Origin of the sequence: Marinomonas rhizomae (genome assembly GCF_024397855.1) — a bacterium.
Classification (GTDB): Bacteria; Pseudomonadota; Gammaproteobacteria; order Pseudomonadales; family Marinomonadaceae; genus Marinomonas; species Marinomonas rhizomae_A.
In genome coordinates, this window is record NZ_CP073343.1 from 497,086 (window position 1) to 522,068 (window position 24,983).

At 44.9% G+C, this 24,983-nt stretch carries 18 protein-coding genes; 6 read left to right on the forward strand and 12 right to left on the reverse strand.

The features are described from left to right. Positions 1 to 6: 6 nt before the first annotated feature. The gene (locus KDW99_RS02225) at positions 7 to 672 is read right to left on the reverse strand and encodes a GntR family transcriptional regulator (RefSeq protein ID WP_255827706.1); all 666 of its coding nucleotides are present in this window, start codon (positions 670 to 672) and stop codon (positions 7 to 9) included. A gap of 263 nt (positions 673 to 935) precedes the next feature. Between KDW99_RS02225 and KDW99_RS02230 the strand changes: the two genes are divergently transcribed. Further along, positions 936 to 2,372 carry an NCS1 family nucleobase:cation symporter-1 gene (locus KDW99_RS02230; protein WP_255827707.1) on the forward strand — a complete coding sequence of 479 codons (1,437 nt, stop codon included), beginning with the start codon at positions 936 to 938 and terminating at the stop codon, positions 2,370 to 2,372. A 115-nt stretch (positions 2,373 to 2,487) separates the two neighbouring features. On the opposite strand, the gene eat is transcribed toward KDW99_RS02230, so the two are convergent. The 3 genes from eat to KDW99_RS02245 all read right to left on the reverse strand — a co-directional run bounded on the left by eat (position 2,488) and on the right by KDW99_RS02245 (position 6,274). Then, positions 2,488 to 3,894, reverse strand: coding sequence for an ethanolamine permease (gene eat / locus KDW99_RS02235; protein WP_255827708.1), 1,407 nt, complete (start codon positions 3,892 to 3,894; stop codon positions 2,488 to 2,490). Positions 3,895 to 3,968: 74 nt separating this feature from the next. Beyond that, entirely contained in the window at positions 3,969 to 4,856 is an 888-nt protein-coding gene (gene eutC, locus KDW99_RS02240) for an ethanolamine ammonia-lyase subunit EutC (protein WP_255827709.1), read from the reverse strand. Further along, complete coding sequence (locus KDW99_RS02245) at positions 4,853 to 6,274, reverse strand: ethanolamine ammonia-lyase subunit EutB (protein WP_255827710.1); 1,422 nt, start codon at positions 6,272 to 6,274, stop codon at positions 4,853 to 4,855. Before KDW99_RS02245 ends, eutC begins: the two co-directional genes overlap by 4 nt. A 228-nt stretch (positions 6,275 to 6,502) precedes the next feature. Between KDW99_RS02245 and KDW99_RS02250 the strand changes: the two genes are divergently transcribed. Further along, positions 6,503 to 7,507 carry a helix-turn-helix domain-containing protein gene (locus KDW99_RS02250; protein ID WP_255827711.1) on the forward strand — a complete coding sequence of 335 codons (1,005 nt, stop codon included), beginning with the start codon at positions 6,503 to 6,505 and terminating at the stop codon, positions 7,505 to 7,507. Between the two features lie 186 nt (positions 7,508 to 7,693). Beyond that, a complete protein-coding gene (locus KDW99_RS02255) occupies positions 7,694 to 8,563 on the forward strand; it encodes a DUF4394 domain-containing protein (RefSeq protein ID WP_255827712.1) in 870 nt (289 codons plus the stop codon). 100 nt (positions 8,564 to 8,663) lie between these two features. Here the strand turns inward: KDW99_RS02255 and KDW99_RS02260 are convergent, their stop codons facing one another. Next, complete coding sequence (locus KDW99_RS02260) at positions 8,664 to 9,356, reverse strand: response regulator transcription factor (protein ID WP_255827713.1); 693 nt, start codon at positions 9,354 to 9,356, stop codon at positions 8,664 to 8,666. Continuing rightward, complete coding sequence (locus KDW99_RS02265) at positions 9,353 to 11,320, reverse strand: sensor histidine kinase (protein WP_255827714.1); 1,968 nt, start codon at positions 11,318 to 11,320, stop codon at positions 9,353 to 9,355. The genes KDW99_RS02260 and KDW99_RS02265 overlap by 4 nt, the downstream gene beginning before the upstream one ends. Before the next feature lie 414 nt (positions 11,321 to 11,734). Here KDW99_RS02265 and KDW99_RS02270 point away from each other — a divergent pair, with 414 nt between their 5' ends. The 3 genes from KDW99_RS02270 (at position 11,735) to KDW99_RS02280 (ending at position 16,886) form a co-directional block, all read left to right on the forward strand. Continuing rightward, positions 11,735 to 15,400: an autotransporter domain-containing protein gene (locus KDW99_RS02270; RefSeq protein ID WP_255827715.1), complete on the forward strand. Its 3,666-nt coding sequence runs from the start codon at positions 11,735 to 11,737 to the stop codon at positions 15,398 to 15,400. A gap of 91 nt (positions 15,401 to 15,491) precedes the next feature. Next, a complete protein-coding gene (locus KDW99_RS02275; RefSeq protein ID WP_255827716.1) occupies positions 15,492 to 16,310 on the forward strand; it encodes an alpha/beta hydrolase in 819 nt (272 codons plus the stop codon). Positions 16,311 to 16,376: 66 nt separating this feature from the next. Then, on the forward strand, positions 16,377 to 16,886 hold the full coding sequence (locus tag KDW99_RS02280; protein WP_255827717.1) for a GNAT family N-acetyltransferase: 510 nt from the start codon (positions 16,377 to 16,379) through the stop codon (positions 16,884 to 16,886). Positions 16,887 to 16,950: 64 nt separating this feature from the next. Here KDW99_RS02280 and KDW99_RS02285 read toward each other — a convergent pair whose 3' ends face one another. From KDW99_RS02285 to KDW99_RS02310, 6 genes are all read right to left on the reverse strand, one after another. Then, positions 16,951 to 17,973, reverse strand: coding sequence for a LacI family DNA-binding transcriptional regulator (locus tag KDW99_RS02285; RefSeq protein ID WP_255827718.1), 1,023 nt, complete (start codon positions 17,971 to 17,973; stop codon positions 16,951 to 16,953). A gap of 3 nt (positions 17,974 to 17,976) precedes the next feature. After that, positions 17,977 to 19,020 (reverse strand): carbohydrate ABC transporter permease, encoded by a 1,044-nt coding sequence (locus KDW99_RS02290; protein WP_255827719.1) that lies wholly within the window; start codon positions 19,018 to 19,020, stop codon positions 17,977 to 17,979. Between the two features lie 2 nt (positions 19,021 to 19,022). Continuing rightward, positions 19,023 to 20,012 (reverse strand): carbohydrate ABC transporter permease, encoded by a 990-nt coding sequence (locus tag KDW99_RS02295; protein ID WP_255827720.1) that lies wholly within the window; start codon positions 20,010 to 20,012, stop codon positions 19,023 to 19,025. Further along, positions 20,009 to 21,100 (reverse strand): ABC transporter ATP-binding protein, encoded by a 1,092-nt coding sequence (locus KDW99_RS02300; protein WP_255827721.1) that lies wholly within the window; start codon positions 21,098 to 21,100, stop codon positions 20,009 to 20,011. The genes KDW99_RS02295 and KDW99_RS02300 overlap by 4 nt, the downstream gene beginning before the upstream one ends. Before the next feature lie 120 nt (positions 21,101 to 21,220). After that, complete coding sequence (gene bglB / locus KDW99_RS02305) at positions 21,221 to 22,306, reverse strand: beta-galactosidase BglB (protein ID WP_255827722.1); 1,086 nt, start codon at positions 22,304 to 22,306, stop codon at positions 21,221 to 21,223. 96 nt (positions 22,307 to 22,402) lie between these two features. After that, the gene (locus KDW99_RS02310) at positions 22,403 to 24,934 is read right to left on the reverse strand and encodes a hypothetical protein (RefSeq protein ID WP_255827723.1); all 2,532 of its coding nucleotides are present in this window, start codon (positions 24,932 to 24,934) and stop codon (positions 22,403 to 22,405) included. Positions 24,935 to 24,983: the final 49 nt, after the last annotated feature.

Sequence of the window (24,983 nt, forward strand, 5' to 3'; positions counted from 1 at the left end):
GTGCTCCTAGCGGCCAAAAAGTTGTTGGAAATCTATGCTCTCTTCAGGTTTGCTTTCGAGAATGAGTGAGGATTTGATGTGTTTAAGGTGATGACTCATCCAGTTTTGCGCCTTGTCTGCGTTTCCTTGATCAAGAAGATCCAGTAGCTCCGAGTGTTCGCCGCAGTCGCAACCAACACTGCCGCGTGTGCCGTAAGCAGCCAGTATTAAAGAAGATCGATAACAAAGCTGTTCGATAAAGCTGGCGAGCACTTTGTTGCCTGATAATGTGGCCAATTCATAATGAAAGCGAGCGGTTAACTGAATAGAGTCAGCAAGTTGATTACTTTCTTCTGCGTGTTTTTCTTCTATCGCCATAGTGCGAAAGCGTTGAGACTGCGCCGAATTCCAGTGCGATAGTAAAGCAGGGATGAGTTGTGGCTCGATTAATATTCGACTGTCTAGTACTTCTAATGCCTCTGCTTTGCTTGGGTGATTTACTTGTGCGCCTTTGTTTTTCTCGATCACCACAAAATGTTCTAAGGCGAGCCGCTGTAATACTTTGCGAATGCCGGTTCTGCTTACGCCAAAGGCCTCTGATAGACGGTCTTCTGGTAAGCGCGCACCTGGTGGCAGTTGGTGTTCGACAATCGCTTTTAACATTTGTCGGTAGATGTTCTCGTCATTGGACATGTTGCTCTCTATTAACTGTATACAATCTATTGGTAAATATTGTTGATGAAATAATATAGCACGACAACTCGTCAGGTACATCTCAAATAAAAGTCCAATCATGTTGCACAGAAATGGTGTGTTTATTTTGTTTTTGACTCGGATTAGTGCGTTATAAGATGCTTTTATGTCTGTAAATTGTGTTTTTTCCTAAATTCTTGGGTTTCTGTTTTTGGCACATAAATTGTATTTGTCATTGTATACAATTAAAAAGGAACAAGACCATGAAACAAGAATTTGAGCAAAGCCCTAGATTAGCGAATAGCGATCTACTGCCGGAGAAAGATCAAAAGTGGGGATGGTATAGCATTTTCGCTTTTTGGATGTCCGATGTGCACAGTGTGGGTGGTTATGTGTTTGCCGCCAGTTTGTTTGCCTTAGGGTTAAATGGTATTCAGGTATTTATCAGTCTGTTATTGGGGATTTCCATTGTATTGGTGTTTGCCAATCTGATGGGTAAGCCGGGACAAAAAGCAGGTGTGCCATTTCCTGTTGTTGCTCGTATGTCTTTCGGCGTGTTCGGTGCGAATATTCCGGCCATTATTCGAGGCTTGATCGCGGTTGTCTGGTACGGTATTCAAACCTTTCTGGCATCCAGTTCCTTTATTATCTTGTTGCTGTACTTCTTCCCTGAAATGGCATCGCTTGCGGACGAATCTTTTATCGGTCTGTCTTACCTAGGCTGGATTGGCTTCTCTGCTATGTGGGTCGTGCAAGGCATTGTGTTTATGTTTGGTATGGACATGATTCGTAAAGTGATTGATTGGTCTGGCCCTGCTATTTACATCGCTATGTTTGCGTTATGTATTTATATGATAAATCTAGCGGGTTGGGAAAACATCAGTTTCAATCTGAGCTCAAATAATCTGACGGGCCTAGATGTGTATGCGCAGATGTTTATTGCGATTGCCTTGGTCGCGGGTTATTTCGCAGGGCCAACACTTAACTTTAGTGACTTCTCTCGTTATTGCGGCAGTTATAAAAAATTAAAATTGGGTAACCTGTTGGGCTTACCGTTTAACTTTGTGTTGTTCTCTTTGTTCAGTGTGGTGATTGTTTCGGCTTCGATTCCTGTGTTTGGTCAGATGATCACCGATCCAGTGGAAACCGTGAAACGTCTTGATTCTGGTTTTATCACAGTACTGGGTGCATTGACGTTTATCTTTGCGACAGTGGGTATCAATATCGTGGCGAACTTTGTTGCGCCAGCGTTTGATTTTTCGAATGTTTCTCCACAGAAAATCAGCTTTAAAGCGGGTGGTTTTATTGCCGCATTTGGTTCTGTTTTACTAACGCCTTGGAACTTGTTCAATAACCCAGAAGTGATTCATTACACAGTGGATGTATTGGGCGCGATGATTGGGCCTTTGTACGGCATTATTATTGTGGATTACTTCTTTATCAAAAAAGGCAACATCGATATAGCTGCCTTGTATACAGAGTCACCAAAAGGCGCTTATTGGTATGAAAATGGGGTGAATAAGAAGAGTGTGTATGCCTTGGTTATTGCGGGCGCGGTTTCTATCTTAGCGACCTTCGTATTTAGTGCCTTGGCAAACTACGCTATCTTTATTGGTGGTATCGTGGCGGCCTTGTCTTACCGTTATATGATGGAGCCAGAACGTCTTGCTTTGCAAAGTATGAACCTTGCTAAATCGTAATTCGCTTTAAGTCGTAAACTAGTCCAAAACAAAGCCCCCGCATTGAAAAATGCGGGGGCTTTTTCGTGCGCATAAATAATGCGCTTAAGTTATCAGTTATGACATCTAGGAAACATTAAACCGTGGCAGCAAGGTCTGCTTCGGCCGCCGCCAGCATGTCGAATTCTTCTTCTGGTGTTTTCGCCACAAGGCGGTTTTTGCTGTACAAGAAGTAGTAAGCGGCACCGATGGCAAACAATACCAGCGTGTAGAAAAACGCGCGTGGATCGTAAGCGTAAACACCAGTCAAAGCCAATAGAGACAAAACAAAAGCGATAGATGAGGTAACGATACCGCCAGGTGTTTTATATGGGCGTTCCATGTTTGGTTGCTTGATGCGCAATAAGATATGGCTTAACGCCATCAAGGCATATGACACAGTCGCGCCAACAACGGCCATGGCTAACATCAGGTCGCCTTCGCCAGTTAAAGAAGCAAGAAAGCCCAAAATACCAGGTACGATCAAGGCACGAGAAGGCACTTTGCGTTTATCGGTAACAGACAAGCTTTTCGGAAGGTAACCGGCGCGAGACAAAGCGAATACCAAACGGCTGTAACCGTAGATGATGGAGAAGAAAGAGGCAATCAAGCCAGCAAGTCCCAATACGTTAACCGCGGTTGCCAAGGTTCCGTGACCTGCAAAGTTCAAGGCATCCACTAAAGGCACGGCACTCTTACTCATGGCGTCTGCACCTGCTGCGCCCGCCAATAAAAACACCACTAAAAGTGCAGTGAAAAGTAAGAAAATCATCGCGCCGATAATGCCCTTAGGCACATCTTTCGCTGGGTCTTTGGCTTCTTCAGCTGCAAGAGGAACGCCTTCAACAGCCAAGAATAACCACATACCAAATGGCAGTGCTGCCCAAATACCATACCAACCCATTGGCATAAACTCAGACGCGCCAGCGGCATCGGTTACGGCAACATCGAATAAACGGCTTGTATCAAAATCACCAATCAAGGCAACCGCCGTTGCTAAGATGGCGATAACCGCCAAGCCACTGATGACCATCATGACTTTTAGTGCTTCACCAACCCCAGCCAAGTGGATGGCAATAAAAACAAGATAAAACGCCGCATAAACCCAAGGCCCATTAAATCCTAGGAGGGCTTCCACCGCAGAGCCGATGAAAATGACAATGGCCGCAGGGGCCAAAGCGTACTCGATTAACACGGCTAATCCTGTTAAATAGCCGCCAGTAGGCCCCATTGCTTGGCGAGCAAAACTATAACCGCCGCCTGCCGCTGGGATCGCTGCGGACATTTCTGCCAAGGATAAAACCAGCGTCAGATACATCACGGCCATCAATCCGGCAGCAATGGCAAAGCCACCCCAGCCAGCTTCAGCGATACCAAAGTTCCAGCCTGCGAAATCGCCTGAAATTACGTAAGACACCCCTAAACCCGCTAGCAAAATCCAGCCAGCGGAGCCCCTTTTTAACTGGCGTTTTGCCAGGTATTCCTTATCTAATTGATCACTCATTGTCGTTCCTTTTATGCTCTAGTTAAGTGGTATAACCGTCATTTTTGCCCGATGGGCTTATGTATTTCTTGTCCCTAAGAGATGAGGAAGTTCTTCGACTCCTTGCTGGTGTCCATAATTAAATCATCGTCTGATCTGTCTTTGAGTTTGACGCCAGACAGCTTCAGGGTTCGTGCTTCGTTTAATAAATAAAAGGCTTTGCGCGCCGCTTCTTGGTAAACCAACCCCGCTGGTCGAATATTGGAGATACAGTTGCGATAGGCATCGGTAAAGCCGACTTTGCCGCCCCAAGTTAGGTACAAACCTAAACTATCGGGCGAGCTCAGCCCCGGGCGTTCGCCTATTAACACCAAAACGCACTTGGCGTTTAGTCTTTCGCAAATATCATCGCCAATGGCCACTCGGCCTTGTTTTACAAAACAGATAGGCGCTAGCTTCCAATCGTTTATATGGCTAGCAAGCGCTTGCAGAAAAGGCAGCGTGTTTTGCTCTATTGCCAGTGATGACAAACCATCCACCACCACAATGGCAAGGTCATAATTTTGCGTTGTGGAAGCTCGATGTTCGTCTAGTTTATTGGCGGATTCTTCGTCTAATCGGCGGCCATAATCTGGACGCTGTAGATAGGTTGCGCGATCCGTCGCGCGACTGTGCAGCATTAGGGGGGCACAGTTTTTCGTCCAATCTTTCACCCAATCTTGCTCTAAAAGAGCCTTCGACAAAGCCCCGCTATCAAGTTGGGTGTGAACGGCATCGATGGCCTGAGCATGGGCCAGCTGAAAGGCTAATAGATGTTTGGTTGGAACGCTGATACCTGAACGCCCCAAGCCCACACGTGCGTCGGTAAAGGCATTAAGCTTGCTCCATGCGTTTTCCGTCACGGGTTCTTCTTTTCCAGTAACCACAGAAGCATGCGGGTGAGTAGGGAAGGACTTATTAGATTTAGGGATGTTTTGGCTCATGAGCGACCTCCAATCATACGATTGAGTGACTTATGAAACGCATCGGGTAGCTGGTGGTTGAGCGTAAATTGCTCGTTGTTTTTGAAGATTTCCATCTTGGCTAACCAAAGATCAAATTCTGGTGAAGGCTTCAATCCTAATACCTTGCGAGCATATAGTGCGTCATGGAACGAGGTGGTCTGGTAGTTCAACATGATGTCGTCGGAACCTGGGATGCCCATAACAAAAGTGCAACCAGCGACACCTAAAAGTGTCAGTAAATTATCCATGTCGTTTTGGTCGGCTTCGGCGTGGTTGGTGTAACAGACGTCGCAACCCATGGGTAAGCCAAGCAACTTGCCGCAGAAGTGATCTTCCAAACCTGCGCGAGTAATTTCTTTGCCATCGTACAAATATTCAGGGCCGATAAAACCGACTACCGTGTTAACCAGCAATGGATTGAACTTACGTGCCACGGCATAGGCGCGAGCCTCGCACGTTTGCTGATCTAAGCCGTGATTGGCGTTGGCGGACAAGGCACTGCCTTGGCCTGTTTCGAAATACATAACGTTGTTGCCAACCGTGCCGCGATTCAGCGACAAGGCGGCGTCTTGCGCTTCGGCCAGATTCGCTAGGTTAAAACCAAAGCTGTCGTTGGTGGCTTGGGTTCCGCCAATCGATTGAAACACCAAATCTACTGGCGCGCCTTGCTCGATGCATTCGATGGTATTGGTCACGTGAGTTAAAACGCAAGATTGAGTGGGGATTTCATAATGCTGGATGACTTCATCCATCATCTTAATCAAGCGCGTGGCTTGCTGCACGTTGTCGGTGGCAGGGTTGATGCCGATCACCGCATCACCATTGGCGTAGAGCAAACCGTCTAACATGCTGGCCGCGATGCCGGTTAAATCATCGGTTGGATGGTTTGGTTGTAAGCGCGTCGACAAATGCCCAGGCAAACCAATGGTGTTGCGAAACGCGGTTTTTACATGGCATTTTTTCGCGACCAGAATCAAATCCTGATTACGCATGATTTTACTCACGGCGGCCGCCATTTCTGGTGTTACACCGGGGCGAATCTGAATAAGCACGTCGCTGGAGGCTAAATCACTTAATAGCCAATCACGAAACCCGCCCACAGTAAGATGTGAAATCAAAGAAAAGGCAGTTTTGTCATGATCGTCTAATATTAGTCGGGTAATTTCGTCTTCTTCGTAGGGAACAAGTGCTTGTTCAAGGAAAAGAGTAAGAGGGACATCGGCAAGCGTCATTTGAGCAATGGCACGTTCCTCAGCGCTTTCGGCGGCCACACCGGCTAAGCGATCACCAGATCGAGCCGGCGTGGCCTTCGCCATTAACTCGGCAAGATCGACAAAGCCGAAGGTGCGTTCGCCTACTGTGTTCTTAAACTGAAAAGTCGAATTTGGCTTGCTCATAATTATCTCACGCGCTTTACTGACATGGTGTTGGTTCAAAAAAGCAAACAATAAAAGGGTGTAAATTTTGCATAGCTTGAACATATATAACGTTAGTTAACATTACGGAATTCCATAAAACGACGTTATCGAATAATGGCAAAATTAATAAAATCTTTATTTTTCAAATTGTTAGGTTGGTTTTCTATTTATTTCGAAGAAAATCAATAAACATGGATAGACGTGATTATGTTGAATTCAATGATTGACGCACCAAAACAGGGCTTTTCCTCTGATATATCGAAAGCTGATGCATCGCAAGTTCGTGTGCCGAAAGTAAGATTGTCGGAAGCGCACGACGCAGATTTGCACGCCAGTAATTTGACCAACTGGCAACAAGAGTACGATCAGACCAGCCGTGGTAGTTTTTATGGCCGGATTGTCGAGCTACCTTTTGATGGCTTACAGGTTTTTTGTGAGCACACCAGTCAGTCATTGCAGCAAAAATGTGTCGTTTGGCCTGACTCTGTTTGGTTGGGGATTCCTCTTGTCGATCAAGAAGAAAGTCGCATTAATGGTTTAACGATTCATGAAAATAACATTATGTGTCGACCGGGCGATTGTGATTTCCAGCTTTCCACACCGCAAGATTACGACCTATATGGCCTAGTGGTAGATCAGTCCAAGCTAATGAAGATGGCGTTGATCCATGGTGTCGATCTAAATTGGACAGAACTCACCGAACATGGCCGCCTTGGCGTGCCAGATAAAACCTTAGAAGAAGTGCGCTTCTTACTCGCGCGATTACTCAGTGCAGAAAGCAGAACACCGCCGCGCTTGCAGCAAGATATTGTGATGATGGCATTGCTCGAAGTACTCAAAGTAGAAACCCCACAGCCCGCCAAAACACAAAGCTATTACCACCGTAAAAAAGTCGTCGATTGCGCCCGTCAGTTTTTAGATCACCACCTTGATGAGCCTGTCACGGTTACCCAGTTATGTGAAATAACCAACGTTAGCCGTCGTACCTTGCAGTACAGTTTTGAAAGCATCCTCGGCGTCAGCCCGATTCAATACCTACGCATCAGCCGACTAAACGGCGTGCGTCGCTCTCTGGTACAGGCAAAAAGAGATCAATCCGTCAGCGACATCGCCGCCCAATGGGGATTCTGGCACCTAAGCCAGTTTGCCAAAGACTACAAACAACTTTTTGGTGAAACACCTTCAAAAACACTCATAGGACTGAACGGCTGAGTAAACAGCAACCATGATTTCATCGTATGTTAAGACTGTGAACGCCAGATTCGGTTTGTGTAATAAATAAATTTTTTAAAAATATCCTTTATCTGAAACCTTTTTTTAAAAGATGAGTATCTCTGTATGAGCCACCCAATTGGGTGACACTTAGTTTACTAATACAACTCATATAGGATGATTATGATGAAAAAGACAATTATTGCTGCCTCAACCGCTTTCGCTGTTTCTGCTTGTTCAACTGGCTTTTATGGAACATCAGACCAAGATAGCCATATAGCTGGATACGCGCTTGCCAATAATGGAACGACCTTGATCACAATGGGGTCTATCGCGTCTCCTGCTAAAATGGACACTTTTACGCTAAGTAGTAAGCTTGATGCCGTGGCTTATCGCCCAGTTACTGGTGAGTTGTTGGGCTATTCCAATGGCGCTGTCTATTCTGTTGATACTAAGACAGGCAAGCTAACAGATCTTGGTGCTAGCTTCACAAAAGGTGCCATGATTTCAAAGGGCGCTTCAGCAACCGCGATGGATTTTAATAATAAAATCGATGCTGTTCGTATGGTAGGTTCTGATGGTACAAACTTGGTGTATTTCCCAGTTGGTTTTGGTAAAGAAGATAAGCGTGCCAATTCAGTATTAAAATTCACCTCAACATTTTATGCAAAAGGCGACAGCAACGAAGGCATGACGCCTGAGATTTTTGCCAATGCTTACACGAACGCCATTGCCGGTGCAAAAGCGTCGAGCACGTTCCAGTTTGCGTTAGACAGCAAAACAGATTCCTTGGTCAGCCTTGCTAATAATGTAGGTGAATTAAAAACCGTCGCTAAGATCACCATCAATGGCAAGGCCGTAGACGTATCATCAATGGGTGGCTTCGATATTGTTTCTGCTAAAGAAGGTTCTGACGCCGCTTACGCTGTATTGCAGCTTGAAGGTGCATCAAAAGCTGGGCTTTACTCTATGAACCTAATGACAGGCGCTGCAACCCTAATGGCTGACCTGCCAATGGGTGGCTTTAGCGGCTTTGCTGTCTCTGGCAGCAAATAATGACAAAGGGTGTTTTTACACCCACAGTCATTCAATGGTAGCTAGGGCCAGATGAAGAAATCCCCGTATTCTTCATCTGGCCCTAATTAATTCTAATGGTCTATTCCTCGACTTTTTTTATGTTGATCATTAGCTGGTATCCCTTGTTACGAAAGCTGCGAATTGGGTTGTCGTTACCGGTTTTTAATTTATTGCGTAAGCGAGAAACAAGCACCTCAATGCGATTTTTTTCGAAGATACTGAGATCTTCATTGAAGGCTTCAGAAATCATTTTTGGAGAGACAACCTTCTTGGGATGCTGGATAAAAAGCTGAATGAGTATGCTTTCTTTTTCGGTGATTTCTAGCTCTATTTCGTCTGGAGAAAGGATAATGCTTTTTGCTGGCAGGTATTTCCAGGTGTTGAGATCTTGTTCGGTATCGTTATTATTTGATCGTCGTAGCAAAGCACGAATGGTGGCAAGTAATTCACGATAATCAAATGGCTTGGTAATATAAGCATCTGCTTCTCCAAGGGCTGATAACCTGTCATCCATTGAGTTGCGAGCGGTGACAAAAATAATAAAGATATCTTGGGTTTCGGGGTCATTTCTCAATTTACCCGCAATAGAGAGACCATCCTCCCCAGGTAAATTCCAGTCCAGAATCACTAGATCTGGTATTTGATTTTCCATTAAGCCAGAAAGTTCTTTAGCAGAGCTAGCTCCATGGGCATCATAGCCTTCACTTTTTAGCCATAACAGTCCGTTATTTAATAAAACTGTATTGTCTTCAACAAAATAAATACATGTCATATTTTCGATAAGTCCTGATCATTTTTTAAAGAAGGAAACCATATCTCAAAGGTGATTTTCCAAAGGTTTTGTTTTTTCTCTGCGTGGCATTTGATCTGCCCTGAGTGAGCCTCAATAATAGCTTTTGTCAGATATAACCCCAACCCAAAGCCTTGAATATTAGGAGTATCGGATTGGCGGTAGTATTTCTGAAACCATATTTCTGTATTGGGTTCTTCTATTGAATCATAATAATTTGATATAGAAATTACAGTGCCATTCTTATTTTCTTGTATTGTTTTAGTCGCACTAATAGCGATTAATGAGTCTGGTGTTTTATATTTTAGCGCATTCCTTAATAGATTGCTGAGTACCAAGTTGAATAACGATGGATCCGCATAAATTTTTAATTTTCTTGGAACCTTTAGAAGAGACTCTTGCTCTTTAATAGACAACTGATTGATGGCGTTATGAAGGGATTGATAAACATCCACATTTTTAGGAATTGGAGAGAAACTTTTCGACTCTGAGTGTTCTGTCATTAATGTGGTATTGATTAAGGAGTTTAGTTCATCAAGTGATTTTTTTATAAGGTTGTGTCTCGCAGCAAGAGCAGCAGATATATTGATTTTTTCGATATCCAAGGTTTGCAATACGCTGTCAATTACAGTCAGTGGCGTTTTTAATTCATGAGTAATCAGCATCATAAAGTTGGATTGATCAACTCTTAGTTTTTTCTCCATCTCAGTATTTTTGTTTGCTAATTCTATTTTTGATTTTGATTCTCTTTTTCTATCATCTTCTATTTTTTTACGTTGATACAGACCTTGGTACATTAAAAGAATAAAAACAAAAGAAGCGAGCTCTGGCATTTCTAGCAACAAAGGCGGTGTCGATATGTTTGATGCGGTAATAATGGCAACACTTCCATTAAGTAGGAAAAAAATCAAAAAACCCCAGAATAAGGATCGACTTCCTGCTATATCTAGTGTTACACCTCTCCAAATAATAAAGCTAAGTATAGGGAATAAAATTATCACACTGTAAAACATGAATGGAGCAATTAAATAATATTTCCCCAAAAAAATACTAATAAATGCAACCAAAACAATACCAAGTTCAAACTTTAAGAAAAAATGCAACTTCTTAAAATGAGTCTTGGTTTTGAAAAAAGTCATAAAGAATACGGTAACCCCAGATATCATTAAGCATACTCCCAAAGGAGCAAGTAAGCTTACTAAGAAAGGGTCGTTTGGAAAGATATACTGTGCTGCGATTCCACTGATGTGGATTCGTCTAATCATGCAACCAATAACGTAAAGGCAACTCAATATATAAGCATTTTTTTTTGAAAGCCATGACATAACACAGGCGTAAAGGCAAAGCATTAGCCAGCCACCAATTTCGATACCTGATTTTAACGTTAATGATGATTTTTCTAACTCGGCGGTCAATATTGTTCTTAGGGTGAGTTGTAATACAGTAGAACTTTCTGTTTGTAGCCGAATATAAAAAGTGTGAGGGTGAGTGTCTGTTAACGCAATTGGAAAGGAAAATAGCGTCAGAATTGAATTCGAAATGCGTGAGCTTGCAGGGAGCTGGTCACCGACTTCGTCTTCGGAATAATGACCATTAGCCCCCAAATCAGTATACAGTTTTACACTGTCTAAGTAGATTGGATTAACAGCTAACAGCCAGTCTTTTTCAGCGCCTTGCTCACGCTGTAAAGTGAACTTAAACCAATGAGCGTTTTTTGAAAAGCCGGCTCCAAAGGGAAAAGTCACTGCTACAAAATCATCCTGTTTACGCAGAACGTCTTCTAGTGTTAGATTCCCTTTTTCATCAACAAGATACTCGATATTTTGGGTGAGATTCAGCGTGCTAACGTCATTGTCGATAATGATGTTTTGAGAATGAGCCGATAACGAAGCAAGACTCATGATGAAGCTAAGCAAAATAGTAACAACGCGAGGAAAAATAGACATAAATAAACGATAGGCTTGTTAGCGGTTAAAGAAAGCGATGTTTTTTGTCATAGTTCATCAGTACGGTCTTTTTTAATGGACACGAAGAAAATTTGGCTTAATACGTAACTATTACATAAACCATGTCTTTGTTCTATTGGCTTTTTTAGGCTTGCATCCAGTGTTACTTCATCTTCGCCCATTCCTCACATTACCAATTTCAATCTTCTGCCAAGTACAACAATCCTCTAAATGTAATTAACTGTAATGAAATGTAATAAAGTCTCTTTTCTTGCACGTTTCAAGGGTGTTTTGACAGCTTTCGTCAGTTTCAGGCCTATTCAAAGCGTTATTCTTGACGACATTCTGACTGAGTGGTGGTTTTTTCGCGCTGCTGGTTCACTTTTGTTCTTAATACTTTGGAGTTAAAAATCAATGAATCGTTCATTTCGTCTTGTTTGGAACGCCGCACTAGGGTTATGGGTTGTGGCCAGTGAAGCCGCCAAGGGAAAACATAAAACCCAATCCTCAAGCAAAATACCTAAACTAAAGTCCGGTGTATTGGGAAGTGTACTGATTGCGGGTATTGGCTTAATGCCCCTTTCAAGTGCATTGGCGGATACAGTCACTTGGAAGGGGGAGGATGGCTCTTGGGCTGAAGGTGCGAACTGGGCGGGCGATAGTGTGCCATCAATAGGTGATGAAGTTTATGTCAATAGCAGAACAGCGAATGTAACAGACAAGACTGAAGCCGTTAGTGAATCTTTAAGGCTTGGATATAATAAAGATGATAATGGTACCGTTACCGTATCGGGAAAGGGCTCTTCTTTAACATCAACATACATTATGTATGTTGGGGGCAGTGGTAAAGGTACCATGACGATTTCTGACGGGGCAAAGGTGACTTCGGATGGCACAATCCAAATCGCATATGTTGACGGCTCTGAAGGTAGTGTTACGGTAAAGGGAGCTAACTCTTCTTTAACATCAAAACAAAGCATGTATGTTGGGAGATCTGGCAAAGGCACCTTGACGATTGCTGACGGGGCAAAGGTGACCGCGACCGCTGGTAGCGATTTAAATATCGGATATCTCAGCAGCTCTGAAGGTACCATTAATATCGGCGCAGCAGAAGGCGAAGCGGCAGCGGTTGCCGGTACATTGACTGTCGGTGATGGAGGGGCTGTTAAGTTTGGCTCTGGAACGGGCTCTTTGGTGTTTAACCATACGGATACGAATTATGTTTTCGCTCCTGACATCACTGGCGGAACGAGCAACAACAGCAATATTAACATTGTGCATGGCACTACCCAATTTACTGGAGATTTATCTGGTTATGCGGGAAAGACCAATGTTAAGGGCGGTACCTTATCTATTGCTGAACAGAATAATCTCGGCACTGGTGATTTAGGCTTGAGCGGCGGTACGTTGGAAGTAACCGATGATACAACACTTGCAAATGCAGTGACTCTAACTGCCGATAAAACAAGTACTGTCAGCGTTGCAAGTGACAAGACTGTCACGGCTTCTGGTGTCATTTCTGGTAGTGGAGCACTGACTAAATCCGGTGCGGGTACGTTGACGTTGACGGGGGATAACTCAAATTATACCGGCAACACAACGGTTTCAGCTGGTACTTTGTCGATTGCGGATCAGGGTAAATTAGGTGGTAGCGTATTAACTATTGCAGGGGAAGCGAGCTCCGAAGGGAGCGTTACCGTAACGGGAAGCGACGCTTCTTTAGAATCAACAGGCAATATGACTGTTGGGTACTCTGGCAAAGGAACCATGACGATTTCTGACGGGGCAAAGGTGACTTCTGGTCCATTGATTTACGGATATGAGAGCAACTCTGAAGGTATCATTGATGTAAAGGGGATTGACTCTTTTGGAAAAGGCTCTTTTTTAACAGCAAAGTATATGTATTTAGGGTATCAAGGCAAAGGCACCTTGAGGATTTCTGACGGGGCAAAGGTTACTTCTGATGAAGGTGTTGTTATCGGAACTCTTGGCGGCTCTGAAGGGACCGTTACCGTATCTGGAAATGGCTCTTCTTTAGAATCAAAAGTGTATGTTGGGGGAGAAGGCAAAGGCACCTTGACGATTTCTGACGGGGCAAAGGTTACTTCTGAGAGCTTATTCATCGGAAATAAAGCTGACTCTCAAGGTATCGTTAATATTGGTGCGGCACAAGACGATACGGCCACGGCTGCAGGCATATTGACGGTAGGTGCTGGAAAGGCTATTGAGTTTGGCGCTGGAGCGGGCACTTTAGTGTTTAACCACACGGATACAAACTATGTTTTCGCTTCTGACATTACTGGCGGAGCGAGTGACAAAAGCAATATCAACCTTATACATGGCACTACCCGATTTACGGGTGATTTATCTGGTTACACGGGAAAGACTAACGTTAATGGCGGTACCTTGTCTATTGCTGATGGCGATACTCTGACGTTAGGCGGTGATTACAATCAAACCAGTGGCACACTGAAAGTAGGCGCCAGCAGCTTAACCAGTTTTGGTAAGTTAAAAGTGACTAACACGGCGACGTTTGCAAAAGATTCCAAAATCGATGTGGATGTGACCAAAGTGAACAGCTTAGGGGCTGGTACCATGACGAAAGTCATCGAAGCGGATACGTTGAAATCTGAGGGTTTTGTCGTGACGGATAATTCCACGTTGTTTGATTTCAAAGCCAGTGTTAATGACGATAAGAAATCAGTTGACCTATCCATTGCTCGTGCCACGGTGACGCCAACGCCAACGCCAACGCCAACGCCAACGCCAACGCCAACGCCAACGCCAACGCCAACGCCAACGCCAACGCCAACGCCAACGCCGACTCCTGAGCCAACACCGACTCCTGAGCCTGAGCCAACACCGACTCCTGAGCCAACGCCAGAGCCGACACCTGACAATCAAGTAACTATTGCAAAGTTTGTTGAGCAACAAGGCTTTTCCAGTGGTGCAGGGGCAGCTACAGTTTTAGATTCGTTTGTTGATGCTTTTGTTGATAGCGGAACGACAGGTTCCACTATGGATAGTGTCGTTGCCTCATTCGTTAGACTTACAACTGAAAAAGAAGTAAGTGATGCCGTAGCGCAAACTTTGCCGCTATTGTCTGGTTCGTCAGCGAAAGTCTCTTCTGGCGTGATGCAAGCCAATGGCAATGTAGTCGCAGCACGTCAGTCCAGCACAGTGGGCGCTTCATCTGGTGGCCGTTCAGCAGAAACGGGTACCTCTTCTGGTGATGGTTTTATTGCCGATGGAAACGCCTGGGTAAAACCGGTGGGCAGCTGGGCAAAACAAGATACACGACATGGTGTAAGTGGTTACGATGCTAAGACCTATGGCATTATTGGTGGTATGGACGGTGATATCAATGACACTACGTCGATTGGTTTTGCCTTGTCTTACATGAACACCAAAGGTGATGGTAAAGGAACGAGCACAACCAACCATGCGGATATCGATGCTTATCAAGTAATTCTCTATGGACAGCGCAATCTGGGTGAATCGTTCCATAATGTAGATGTTTCTTGGCAAGCGAGTGCCGGTGTTAACCAAACTGACGGCACGAGAAATATCAACTTCATGAGCACGACGGCTAAATCTGACTACACCAGTTATACCGGGAATTTAAGTGCTGGTTTGGGTCGTACGTTTGCGATCAATGGCGATACGAGTTTAACGCCAAGTGTGCGTGCTGCTTACTCTTATATCAAAGACGAAAGCTATAAAGAAACGGGTGCGGATGCCTTGAATTTAAACGTACGCAGCAACACAGCGGAAGCGTTTTTGATCTCGATCAATGGCGATCTGAACCAGCGTATTAATGATAGCTTGTCTTGGGCAGCCAGTGCGGGTGTGGGTTATGACGTGATGAATGAAACCTCATCACTGACCGCGTCTTATGCCGGTGGCGGCACGGCCTTTACAACGGAAGGTTTGGAATTGTCTCCTTGGGTGGTTAGTGCCGGTGTTGGTGTGAACTATGAGCTAGACGATATGACAGAAATCACCGTTCGTTATGACTTAGAAGGGCGTTCCGACTTCCTAAACCAAACGGCCACCGCGAAATTTACTTGGATGTTTTAAAGGCTAAAGTCTCGTTTTTAAACACCAAGTGGTTATGATAAAAGCCTCGCATTATGATGCGGGGCTTTTTTTTGCATCGAAAAGGAATGGTATGAAAACATGTTTTTGGGTTTTTATAGTGTTATCCGTATTGATACTGCAAGGCTGCGCACGTTTTTCCGTTGAAAGCCGAGTAGAAAATGCTGATTCAATGGCGGAGTATGTGGGTTGGAAAAAACAGACAATAGATACTGAGTATTTTGCTATTCGCAGTTATTCTCCTAATGCAGAAAAAAGCGTCTCAAATGATCCATTAACCATTTATATCGAAGGCGATGGTTTAGCGTGGATTAGTCGCACAAAAGCGTCATCCAACCCAACGCCGATGAACCCTTTGGCTCTGACGTTGGCGATAAAGGATAAAAGTAATGCTGTGTATTTAGGTCGTCCTTGCCAGTATGTTGAAGACAATAATTGTTCTAGAAAGTATTGGACCGCTGAACGTTTTGCCCCTGAAGTTGTGTCGTCAATGGATGAAGCTATATCACTGGTGAAAGCAAAAATGCACGCAAGTCAGCTCGTTTTAGTGGGCTATTCCGGCGGTGGCGCTGTGGCGGCTTTGGTGGCTGCAAGGCGCGATGATGTGGTTCGACTCGTTACTGTGGCCGGGAATTTAGATCCTCAAACATGGACACAGCAGCTGAATGTTTCGCCTTTGACTGGCTCGCTTAATCCTGCCGACTATTGGGAAAAGTTAGTGAGTATTCCACAACTTCATCTTGTGGGCGGAAATGATAGTACGGTGCCGTTATTCGTCGCGGAGTCCTATCAATCGCGCTTTCCTGACGGAAAGAAACCGCCAATAAAAATCGTGGCAGGTTTTGATCACCATTGTTGTTGGTCTACGCAATGGCCAGAGCTGATGAAATAAAGTTTAATAAAACGCCATTTCGTCGAAAGTAATGTGGCTTTAGATTATTGCCATTGGGAGATAAAAATGAGCATCCAAATTCGTCCTGCTGTGATTGACGATCTACCCGCATTAACCGACCTTTATAATCACTACATAGTGAATACGGCGACGACCTTTGACATTGAGCCTTACACGTTAGAAGGTCGAGCGGTTTGGTTTTCGCAGTTTGCGCCCACAGGTCGGCACCGCTTATTGGTGGCGGAACAAGACGGTGACATTCTTGGTTATGCTTGTAGCGGTCAATTCAAACCAAAACGCGCTTATGAAACCTCGGTAGAAGTCAGTATTTATCTAAAGCCAAACACCAAAGGTCGAGGTCTAGGAACCGCTCTGTATCTTGAACTGTTTGAGCAACTGGAAACAGAGGACGTACACCGCGCCTACGCAGGCATCACCTTGCCTAATGAAGCCTCACAAATTATCCATGAAAAATTTGGTTTTGAATCCGTTGGTGTCTACCTCGAAGTAGGCCGGAAATTTGGACAATACTGGGATGTGGAGTGGTTCGAAAAAGAGGTTGGTGGAAGTCATTAAAAAGCCAAGCCCAACGTCTTTGAGAAATTGGGTTTGGCTTAACGTCGCTTTTCTATATCGTTTTTTATATCGCTTTACACGATTGCCTTTCAATAAGACGACAACCGAGCTCTACTCTTCGCGCTGGTGCATTTTTGCTGGTGCGACGAGTGAGAAGTTCGAGCTCTTCCAAGGCGCAGCGGGCAATGTGATGCAGCGGCGTATGAACGGTTGATAGAGCTGGTTTCATCATCTGGCCTGCAAATACGTCATCAAAGCCGAGAATAGACACATCCTGAGGTACTTGAATGCCTTTCTTTTGCAAGGCATTCAAGACGCCGATGGCGACGTTGTCGGCAAGACAAAAGAAGGCGGTTACCTGGTTTAGGTCTGGGTTCTGTTCCAACCATTTTGTCATGCCTTTTTCAGCAATGTCTGGTTGAAAACTGTCCAGTTGAATGTCAGTGGTTGAAAGACCCAGCTCGAGGTGTTCATTAATGGCTTCTTTAAAACCATCAAGTCGTTGTCGGATGGTATAGCGCCCAGGCCAAGAGACAATGCCTATGTCTCTGTGGCCCAGTTCTATCAGATGCTCAACACCTAGACGAGCGCCGTTTCTGTCGCCAATACCGACTGAGCCAATGTGCATGCCGGGTTCTTGCCCTGCGAGCAAAATACAGGGCAAAGCCGTATTGATGACTTCATTAAGAAGCTTTTGGTTTTCATCGAAGTACACCAAAATGCCATCGCATTTCGTCTTTGTCAGGCGTTCCGATATCTTGCTGTAATCGCCTTTTATTTCGTCGATCAAAATGGGTTCGATTTCGACCCCTTTTTGCTCGCATTCCTTGCGCAGTGTTTCGAGTATTGTCCATGAGACGAAATTGACGTCGGTTTGTCTAAGGCGATCAGAGTCTACAAACAGAGCGATTTTACGCAATGTTGGTGTCTGTGCGCGCTTGATACGAGAATCCAAATAGCCAATATCTTTGGCTATTTGTAATACTCGTTGGCGAACGTCATCAGATATCTTGGCGGTGCCATTCAGTACGTGACTGACCGTACTGATGGCGACACCGCTTTGTTCTGAGATTTTCTTTAAACTCATAGCTTATTTGACTCCACTGCCTGCTACGCCTTCAGTAATGTATTTTTGTAAAACAAGAAAGACGATGGTCACTGGTAATAATGCAATAACGGTCATCGCGAGAATATAGTGCCACTCTACCGAGAATTGCCCTTGGAAAGCATTCAAACCAATCTGTAATGTGTAATTTTCTGGACTTGATAGCACGATCAATGGCCAGAGAAAATCATTCCATCTCCATATGACAGAGAATATCGCTAATACCGCCAAAGCTGGCGCACAAAGCGGTAACACAATGCGCCAATAAATCCGAAACTCTGATGCGGCATCGACTCGTGCTGCTTCGATCAAATCGTCGGGAATGGTCAGCATATATTGCCTTAGCATAAAGACGCCAGTCGGTGTGGCGACCGTGGCAAAAATCACCCCCCATAAATTGTCCGCGAGATTTAAGCCGACAATGACGATAAAGGCAGGCACCATTATGACAGATAGCGGCAACATTAAGGTGGATAAAATCAACATGAAGATCGCATTTTTGCCGCGAAATTTATACTTTGACAAAGCAAACGCCGCCATAGAGTTAAGCAGTAGCGTCAATATTGTTGCCACTACAGTGACGAACACCGTATTTTTGATGTAAGTGAAAAAATCAAAACGCTCTAGAGGGTCCGTATAGTTCTGCCATTGAAAATGCACGTCTTTTAATTGGGTGATTTCTGAAATAGGCACTTGGAAGGTTTTTTCTGGATTATCCATATCCACGACAGTGGCTTTGATACCAATACGGCGCACTAGGGCGACTTGTTTGGTTTCGCCATCGGGCTTGGTCCACTGCCAAACAGAAAGGTCTTTGTCGTAGCCCTCTACCTGAGTGTTCACTGTCGATTGTGGGATGAGGCTGGGTGGGAAGCTGTTTACTTCAGCCTCGGTTTTAAGTGAAGACAACATGGCCCAAGCAATTGGAATGGCAATCACGGCCGTGCCGAGTGTTAACCAAAGCCAAGACAAAATATCGGTAATGTCCATTTTTCCGTGATGACGAGTACGGGTTAAAAATTTAAGCATAATTAGTACTCCGCTTTTTTCGCTAGCCAGACTTGTATTAACGTCAGCGCGAGCAGGGCTAAGCCCATTAATACTGATGCCGCTGATGCAAGACCATAAAGTCTAACTTCAGAGCTGAAGGCGGTTTGATAGATAAATTGCACAATGAATGTGTTGGCGGTTCCGGGACCACCACCATCGGTTAGTACCCAGGCTTCGTCGAATACTTGTACAGAGCGAATCAATAAGAGTACGGCGACGACCAATAAGTTGGGGGTCAATAAGGGCAAGGTGATACGCCAAAATTGTCGCCACTCGCTGGTGCCATCGACTTTTGCGGCTTCGTAAATGTCTCTTGGAATGGCTTGCAAACCGGCTAAGATGATTAGCGTGAAGAAGCCCATATGAAACCAGATAGACACATAAACCACCCAAAAACGAGACCACCAGACCTCCAGAAGGAAGATGGTGCGTTCACCGCCAAGATCCAATACCAGTGCATTCAACAGACCATCACGGGCAAGAAACCATTTCCAAATAAGCCCGACAACCACTGGAGAAAGCAGTACCGGATAAAAGAAAATGGAGCGGAAAAGCGCCTTGCCTTTGGTTAAGCGGTTTAACACCACGGCGGTAATCAGCGCCATGACCAAGGTGCCTGTAGCGTTGAGTAATGTATACCACCAAGTGTTGTGAACGGCGGTCCAAAAAAGATCGAACTCGCAGCTGGCGGGGTCCATATAGCTGCCGCAGTTCAGTAGGCGTGAGAAGTTTTCTAGGCCAACAAAGGGACGATCCCAAATCAGCATATTGGTGCCGCCAGTAAAAGCGTAAGCAATGGCTAAGCCAACGGGTAAGAAAACGAACAAGGAAAATAGCACCATGTTTGGAGCGACAAACAGGTAGCCCATGCGTTGTACGCCAATCTTTTTCTGTAAATAGACGGTCGGCAATTCAACAAAACGCATGAATCTATCGAGAATCGAGAAAAGGAAAGCGGACAGATTTTTCATGCTTCTATCCTCTTAAATGCTTGGTCTGTTTTATCGCAGAAGACGTGCATGAATTGCGACGTGAAGCGAAGGAAAATGGTGTCGCCAATTTCAGCTTCAAAGTGATGGGGAAGGTGTGCCACTAACTCTTCACTTTCTCCCTGCATGGATCCATAAATAAAGGTTTCATGTCCCATGCACTCAAGTTGAGTGATTTCTAATGGTATGCCTGATTCGGCAATTTCGATGTGCGAAGGCCGAACACCAAGAGTGACGCTATCGCCTACTTTTGCACTTTCCGAAATGACGGGAATACTGAAGTGATCGATAGTGCTTGAGGACACTTCAATTCCGCTTTCATCAACCTTGGTGATTTTGGCCTTAAACATGTTCATTTTGGGTGAGCCAATAAACTCAGCAACGAAACGGTTAGCAGGGCGTTCGAAAAGATCGAGAGGTTTGCCGACTTGTTCAATTCTACCGGCGTTTACCACGACGATTTTTTCAGCCATGGTCATGGCTTCCACTTGATCGTGGGTCACATAAATCATGGTGGTATTTAGCTTTTTATGGAGCTTAGTAATTTCGCCGCGGGTTTGCACTCGTAGCTTGGCGTCTAGGTTAGACAGAGGTTCGTCAAATAGAAAAACTTTTGGGTTACGTACGATGGCTCGACCAATGGCGACCCGTTGCCTTTGTCCGCCAGACAGCGCTCTGGGCTTTCTGTCCATATAAGGTAGAAGGTCGAGTAGCTTGGCCGCTTTTTGGATACGTTCTTCGATGATGGCACGATCCATATTGAGGTTTTCGAGACCAAACGACAGGTTTTTCTTCACTGTCATATGTGGGTAAAGCGCATAGGATTGGAACACCATGGCGATTTCTCGCTCGGCGGGAGAAAGCCGATTTACAATTTTGCCATCAAATAAAATTTCCCCTGATGTAATCTCCTCTAATCCAGAAATTAAGCGTAATAAAGTGGACTTGCCGCAACCTGACGGTCCTACCAAAGCGACAAACTCTCCATCCTCGATGTCGATATTAACGTGATGCATGACATCAATGGACTCATAGCGTTTATGAAGGTTTTTGAGCTGAATGGCAGCCATTTTGGTGCTCCTGTTTTTTATATTTGTTATTAGAGTCTTTTTACGACTGCTTTACCTTGTCTTGGTTTCGCTCGCGTGTCGTGAAAAAGGCCTCTATAAGAGTATTTATTAATGCGAGTGTTAGCGTTTTTTGTTGGTTACACTCCGATATTCAGATAAAAAAAGTGACGCTAGTGCTTGGCCGTAAGGCGTTGGCGTATTGCCAATTTGTTTATAAAACTCTAATGAGTGTCCCATGGCAGTGCCATCGGATACTTCTTCCAAAATACCTTTGTCATTGATTCTAGTGACCACTGCATTCAGACATAAATTAATCATGTCTTGGTATTCTGTGATTTCTAGCAAGCCTTCACGACAGCCTGCCAGTAAACCATAACCAATGGCGGCGGTGGCCGATGCTTCAATGGGTGAACTAGGGTCATCAAGTAAAGTATGAAACATTCCGTCTTCACGTTGGCACTCTTTTAGTGCTTTGACTTGCGTTAAATACACATTTTTTAATTGTCGAGCGGTGACGCTTTGCGGCTTAAGAATGCGAAACAGCTCCGGAATAGAAAGCGTTAACCAAGCATTGCCACGGGCCCAAAGTGCATTGGCAAAGTTATGTCGACCAAGGAATGTCCAGCCGTGATAAAACAGTCCGCTGTGCGTGTCGCCAAGAAAACGGATATGACATAAATATTGATATTGCGCTTCTTCGGACCACTCTGGTCGTTGGCAAAGTTTGCCCGCTACGCCCATAAATAAAGCGGCCATGAATAAGGTGTCATCCCAGAGTTCACCGTCGTTGTCACGTTCTTTGACAAGATGCTGATAACCTTCTTCATCGGTTTTGGGCATTTGAGTGTGAATCCAGTCGGCCCATTCTTCGACAATGTTTTTCCAGTCTTCACGTTGAAAGTGTTCGGCTAAGAGGGCCAGCGTTAGCATAGGCGCAGTTGAATTGACTTGGCGACGAGGTAAACCGCGTTGGATCTGCCAATCGTACCAGCGGCCAATACGTTCTAGTGCGGCTTGGTCGTTGCGTTCTTTGGCATCACGAAAATCACCGTATAATCCGACGCCTACTTCCCAGTCCCATTCATCAAATAGGATGTCATTGCTGGATTTTGCTTCGACATCGCCTATGCCTTTCAGTGAGCGGAAGCCTTGCGATAAAGCGTTTAATGCTTGGTTTAAATTGTCTGCGTTGATGTTTGTTTGCATGTTTGTGTTCTCCAAATACTTAGTCTCTATCACTTAATAAATAGAGCCTTGATAAACTGCGGCTGGATTAATAGCCCTAATAAATTGAAAAAGGCATTACGACGATAAATCTTTCCAAGGAATAAGCTCAGCGTCGCAAAAGGCTAAGTGTGGAGTGGGTGACAAGGGAGCAAACGGGATAGGTTTACCTTCTAGGTGAATACCAGAGTGGTAGTTCAATGCCAGTGTGCCATTGCCGTAATTTAGGTTAATTTGATTATCTTCCTCTCGGAATTCAGGGGCGTGCGCTAAGCAGTGTTCGCGGAAACGCTCTAAATCTTTGTGATCGTCTATTTCGCCGCTTATCACCAACCAGGCGCAATGGTCGCTATAAGCGCGCCATTCATAACCGGCGTAAAGTCCATGCTTTAATGGTTGTAAGGCTTGAGAGGAATAAATACCGACCAGTGCGGAACCAGAGCGAGCAAATAGCCAATGGGGTTCTTCGATAAATTCGTCGCAGATCGGTGCTGGCACAAAGGCATGGGTAAAGTTAATAACGTCATCGAAGGCTCTTTGGTCAAAAATCATAAAGCCAATGTTTTTGTATTGCGCGACTTTTGGATGCACGCCGTTACCGGCCCAATAAGAAGGTCGACTACCGCCCCAGACTTTTAGGTCACCTGGATGGTTGATCCAGAAACGAGCCAATGGGTGAGCGTTGGTTTGAACATCTAGAAAGTGTTGCTGGTGGCCTTTTTGCCCAGTTTTGTAGTCGGACACCGTCGACAGCTGTGATGACGCTGATTTCCATAAGGTGATCTTCGCGTTGTGATCTAATCCTTGTGTGTATCTTGAGTAGATGGATTCTCCAGCAGGTACACTCAGTAGACGCTCACAAAGCTTAGGCGGTTGGTAATCACTTACTGCTAATAACGCTGTTACTCGGTCGTAGCCTGGGTACCATTGTCCGCCAAAGGCAATAGCCGCGATGGAGCCAAGCTCTGTTGCAGGTCCCGCCAATAATTCTTTTTCATAAATTCGACCTTGAGAGCCGGCGCATACGCTGCCAGTGGTGTGAAGGGCAACCATGATAAAAATCTGATCGATCAGCTGTTTAGCTCGAGAAACCAATATGTCATCTTCTGCATTGGTCATGAGAGTAAATAAGCCAAGAAAATCAATCGGATAATAAGCGGCTGAGTTCCATTCCGCTAGCCCGTGATCATCCATTGAGTCAAACCAACGGATTAAACGAGCATGGGCTTGAGCTTTATGTTGTTTACCTGTTTTGCCGCTATTCGGGAAGATCTCATCTTCGAATAAACTGCCGGCAAGGTATTGTGCGACGTGAAAGCATAAAACATGGTTTTCGCTCCAGAACCACATCACGTCATTGCCCGGTTCATCTAGCCAGTAGCGGAAGTTTAGTACCTCGTGTTTGACTTGATCCCAAAGCGCCGGTTCAAGTTGAGAGTAACCATAGCTTTTGTACATCCAAAGAAGTGGCAATATCCAGAAATCCGCGCAATCGTGGCGCTCTTTAATAGGCAGTAGGGCGCGTTCAATCAGGCGGCTGGCTAATTCTGGCTGTTGTTTTAAGGCGAGAGCGGCTAATGCTCTGGCTGGTTCTTCCTTGCCATGGCTGAGCATGGTTTCTAAAGCAAGGGCTTTGCGAGAGGCTAAATCCAAAGAAGTGACATCGATTGCTGGTGGTAAAATGGTCGTGCCAAGGCTGCGGCTAAAAGTAAGTGGGCCTGTTTTGACCAAAAAGCGCAGTGAAATACAGCCTGCGTTTAAACCCTGAGTATTAAATAGAGTGGCAGATGAAAATGTTTGGTCAACAACGAAGCTGACTTCTTCCTGCATCTTCATACCATCAAGTAGTACATTCATGGTGACGGTTTCGCTAGGGTAACTGCCAGTATCAAGCTGTACTTTGGTCGCTTTTGTTGGTCTGTAATCGGCTTCGATCAATAGGTCTTCATTGCAATAAAACACTTGATTGGTACGTAAGCCGTCGAGGGTTTTTTCGATTTCTTTTACTTCGTCTTCATCAACTTCTAGTGATAGCCCCGTTTTGATTTGGTCGCCTTTTTTAAGCGTCAATACAAAATAGCAGCTGGCATCACGTTCATGGAGTTCTTCTAAGAAAACAATCAGTTCACAGCTGCCTGCTGGAAGGTTTAAAGTGAAGGATTGGTTTGTTGGGCTGTTGCGTTGATAATGGTCAAGCTGGACCACTTTTTGGCCATCTTGCCAAATGTGAACGCCACCACAAGTTTCTAAGGCAAACTCAACTTCTTGGGCTTGTTCTGAGAATAAGGAACAAGTCAGCCAGCGCTCTATTAATGTTGGGCGGAAGCGAAAAGTGGAGAAGTCCACACGGTTGTCTTCACCGCCGAAATAGATTTCAGGGAAAGAAAGTTCGTTAGGAAGGGATACGGTCCGCTGAGCAATATGCTCCCTCAAACTTTCCCTGCAGGGTAAATCCCCTGTCTCTACCCAGCCATTGATAAAGCGATAGTCTACGGCGTCCGGCATGATTCTGGCTTCGCCCGGAAAATAGGTTTCTTCGGCAGGTGACATAGCCCAGCGGTTAATTGCGCTGTTAGTAGCAAGGTCCCAATAGATTTTATTTTTGTTCATTTTGGGTCTCTTTATATTTATGAAAAAATTTTCATTGTTTATTTGTTGA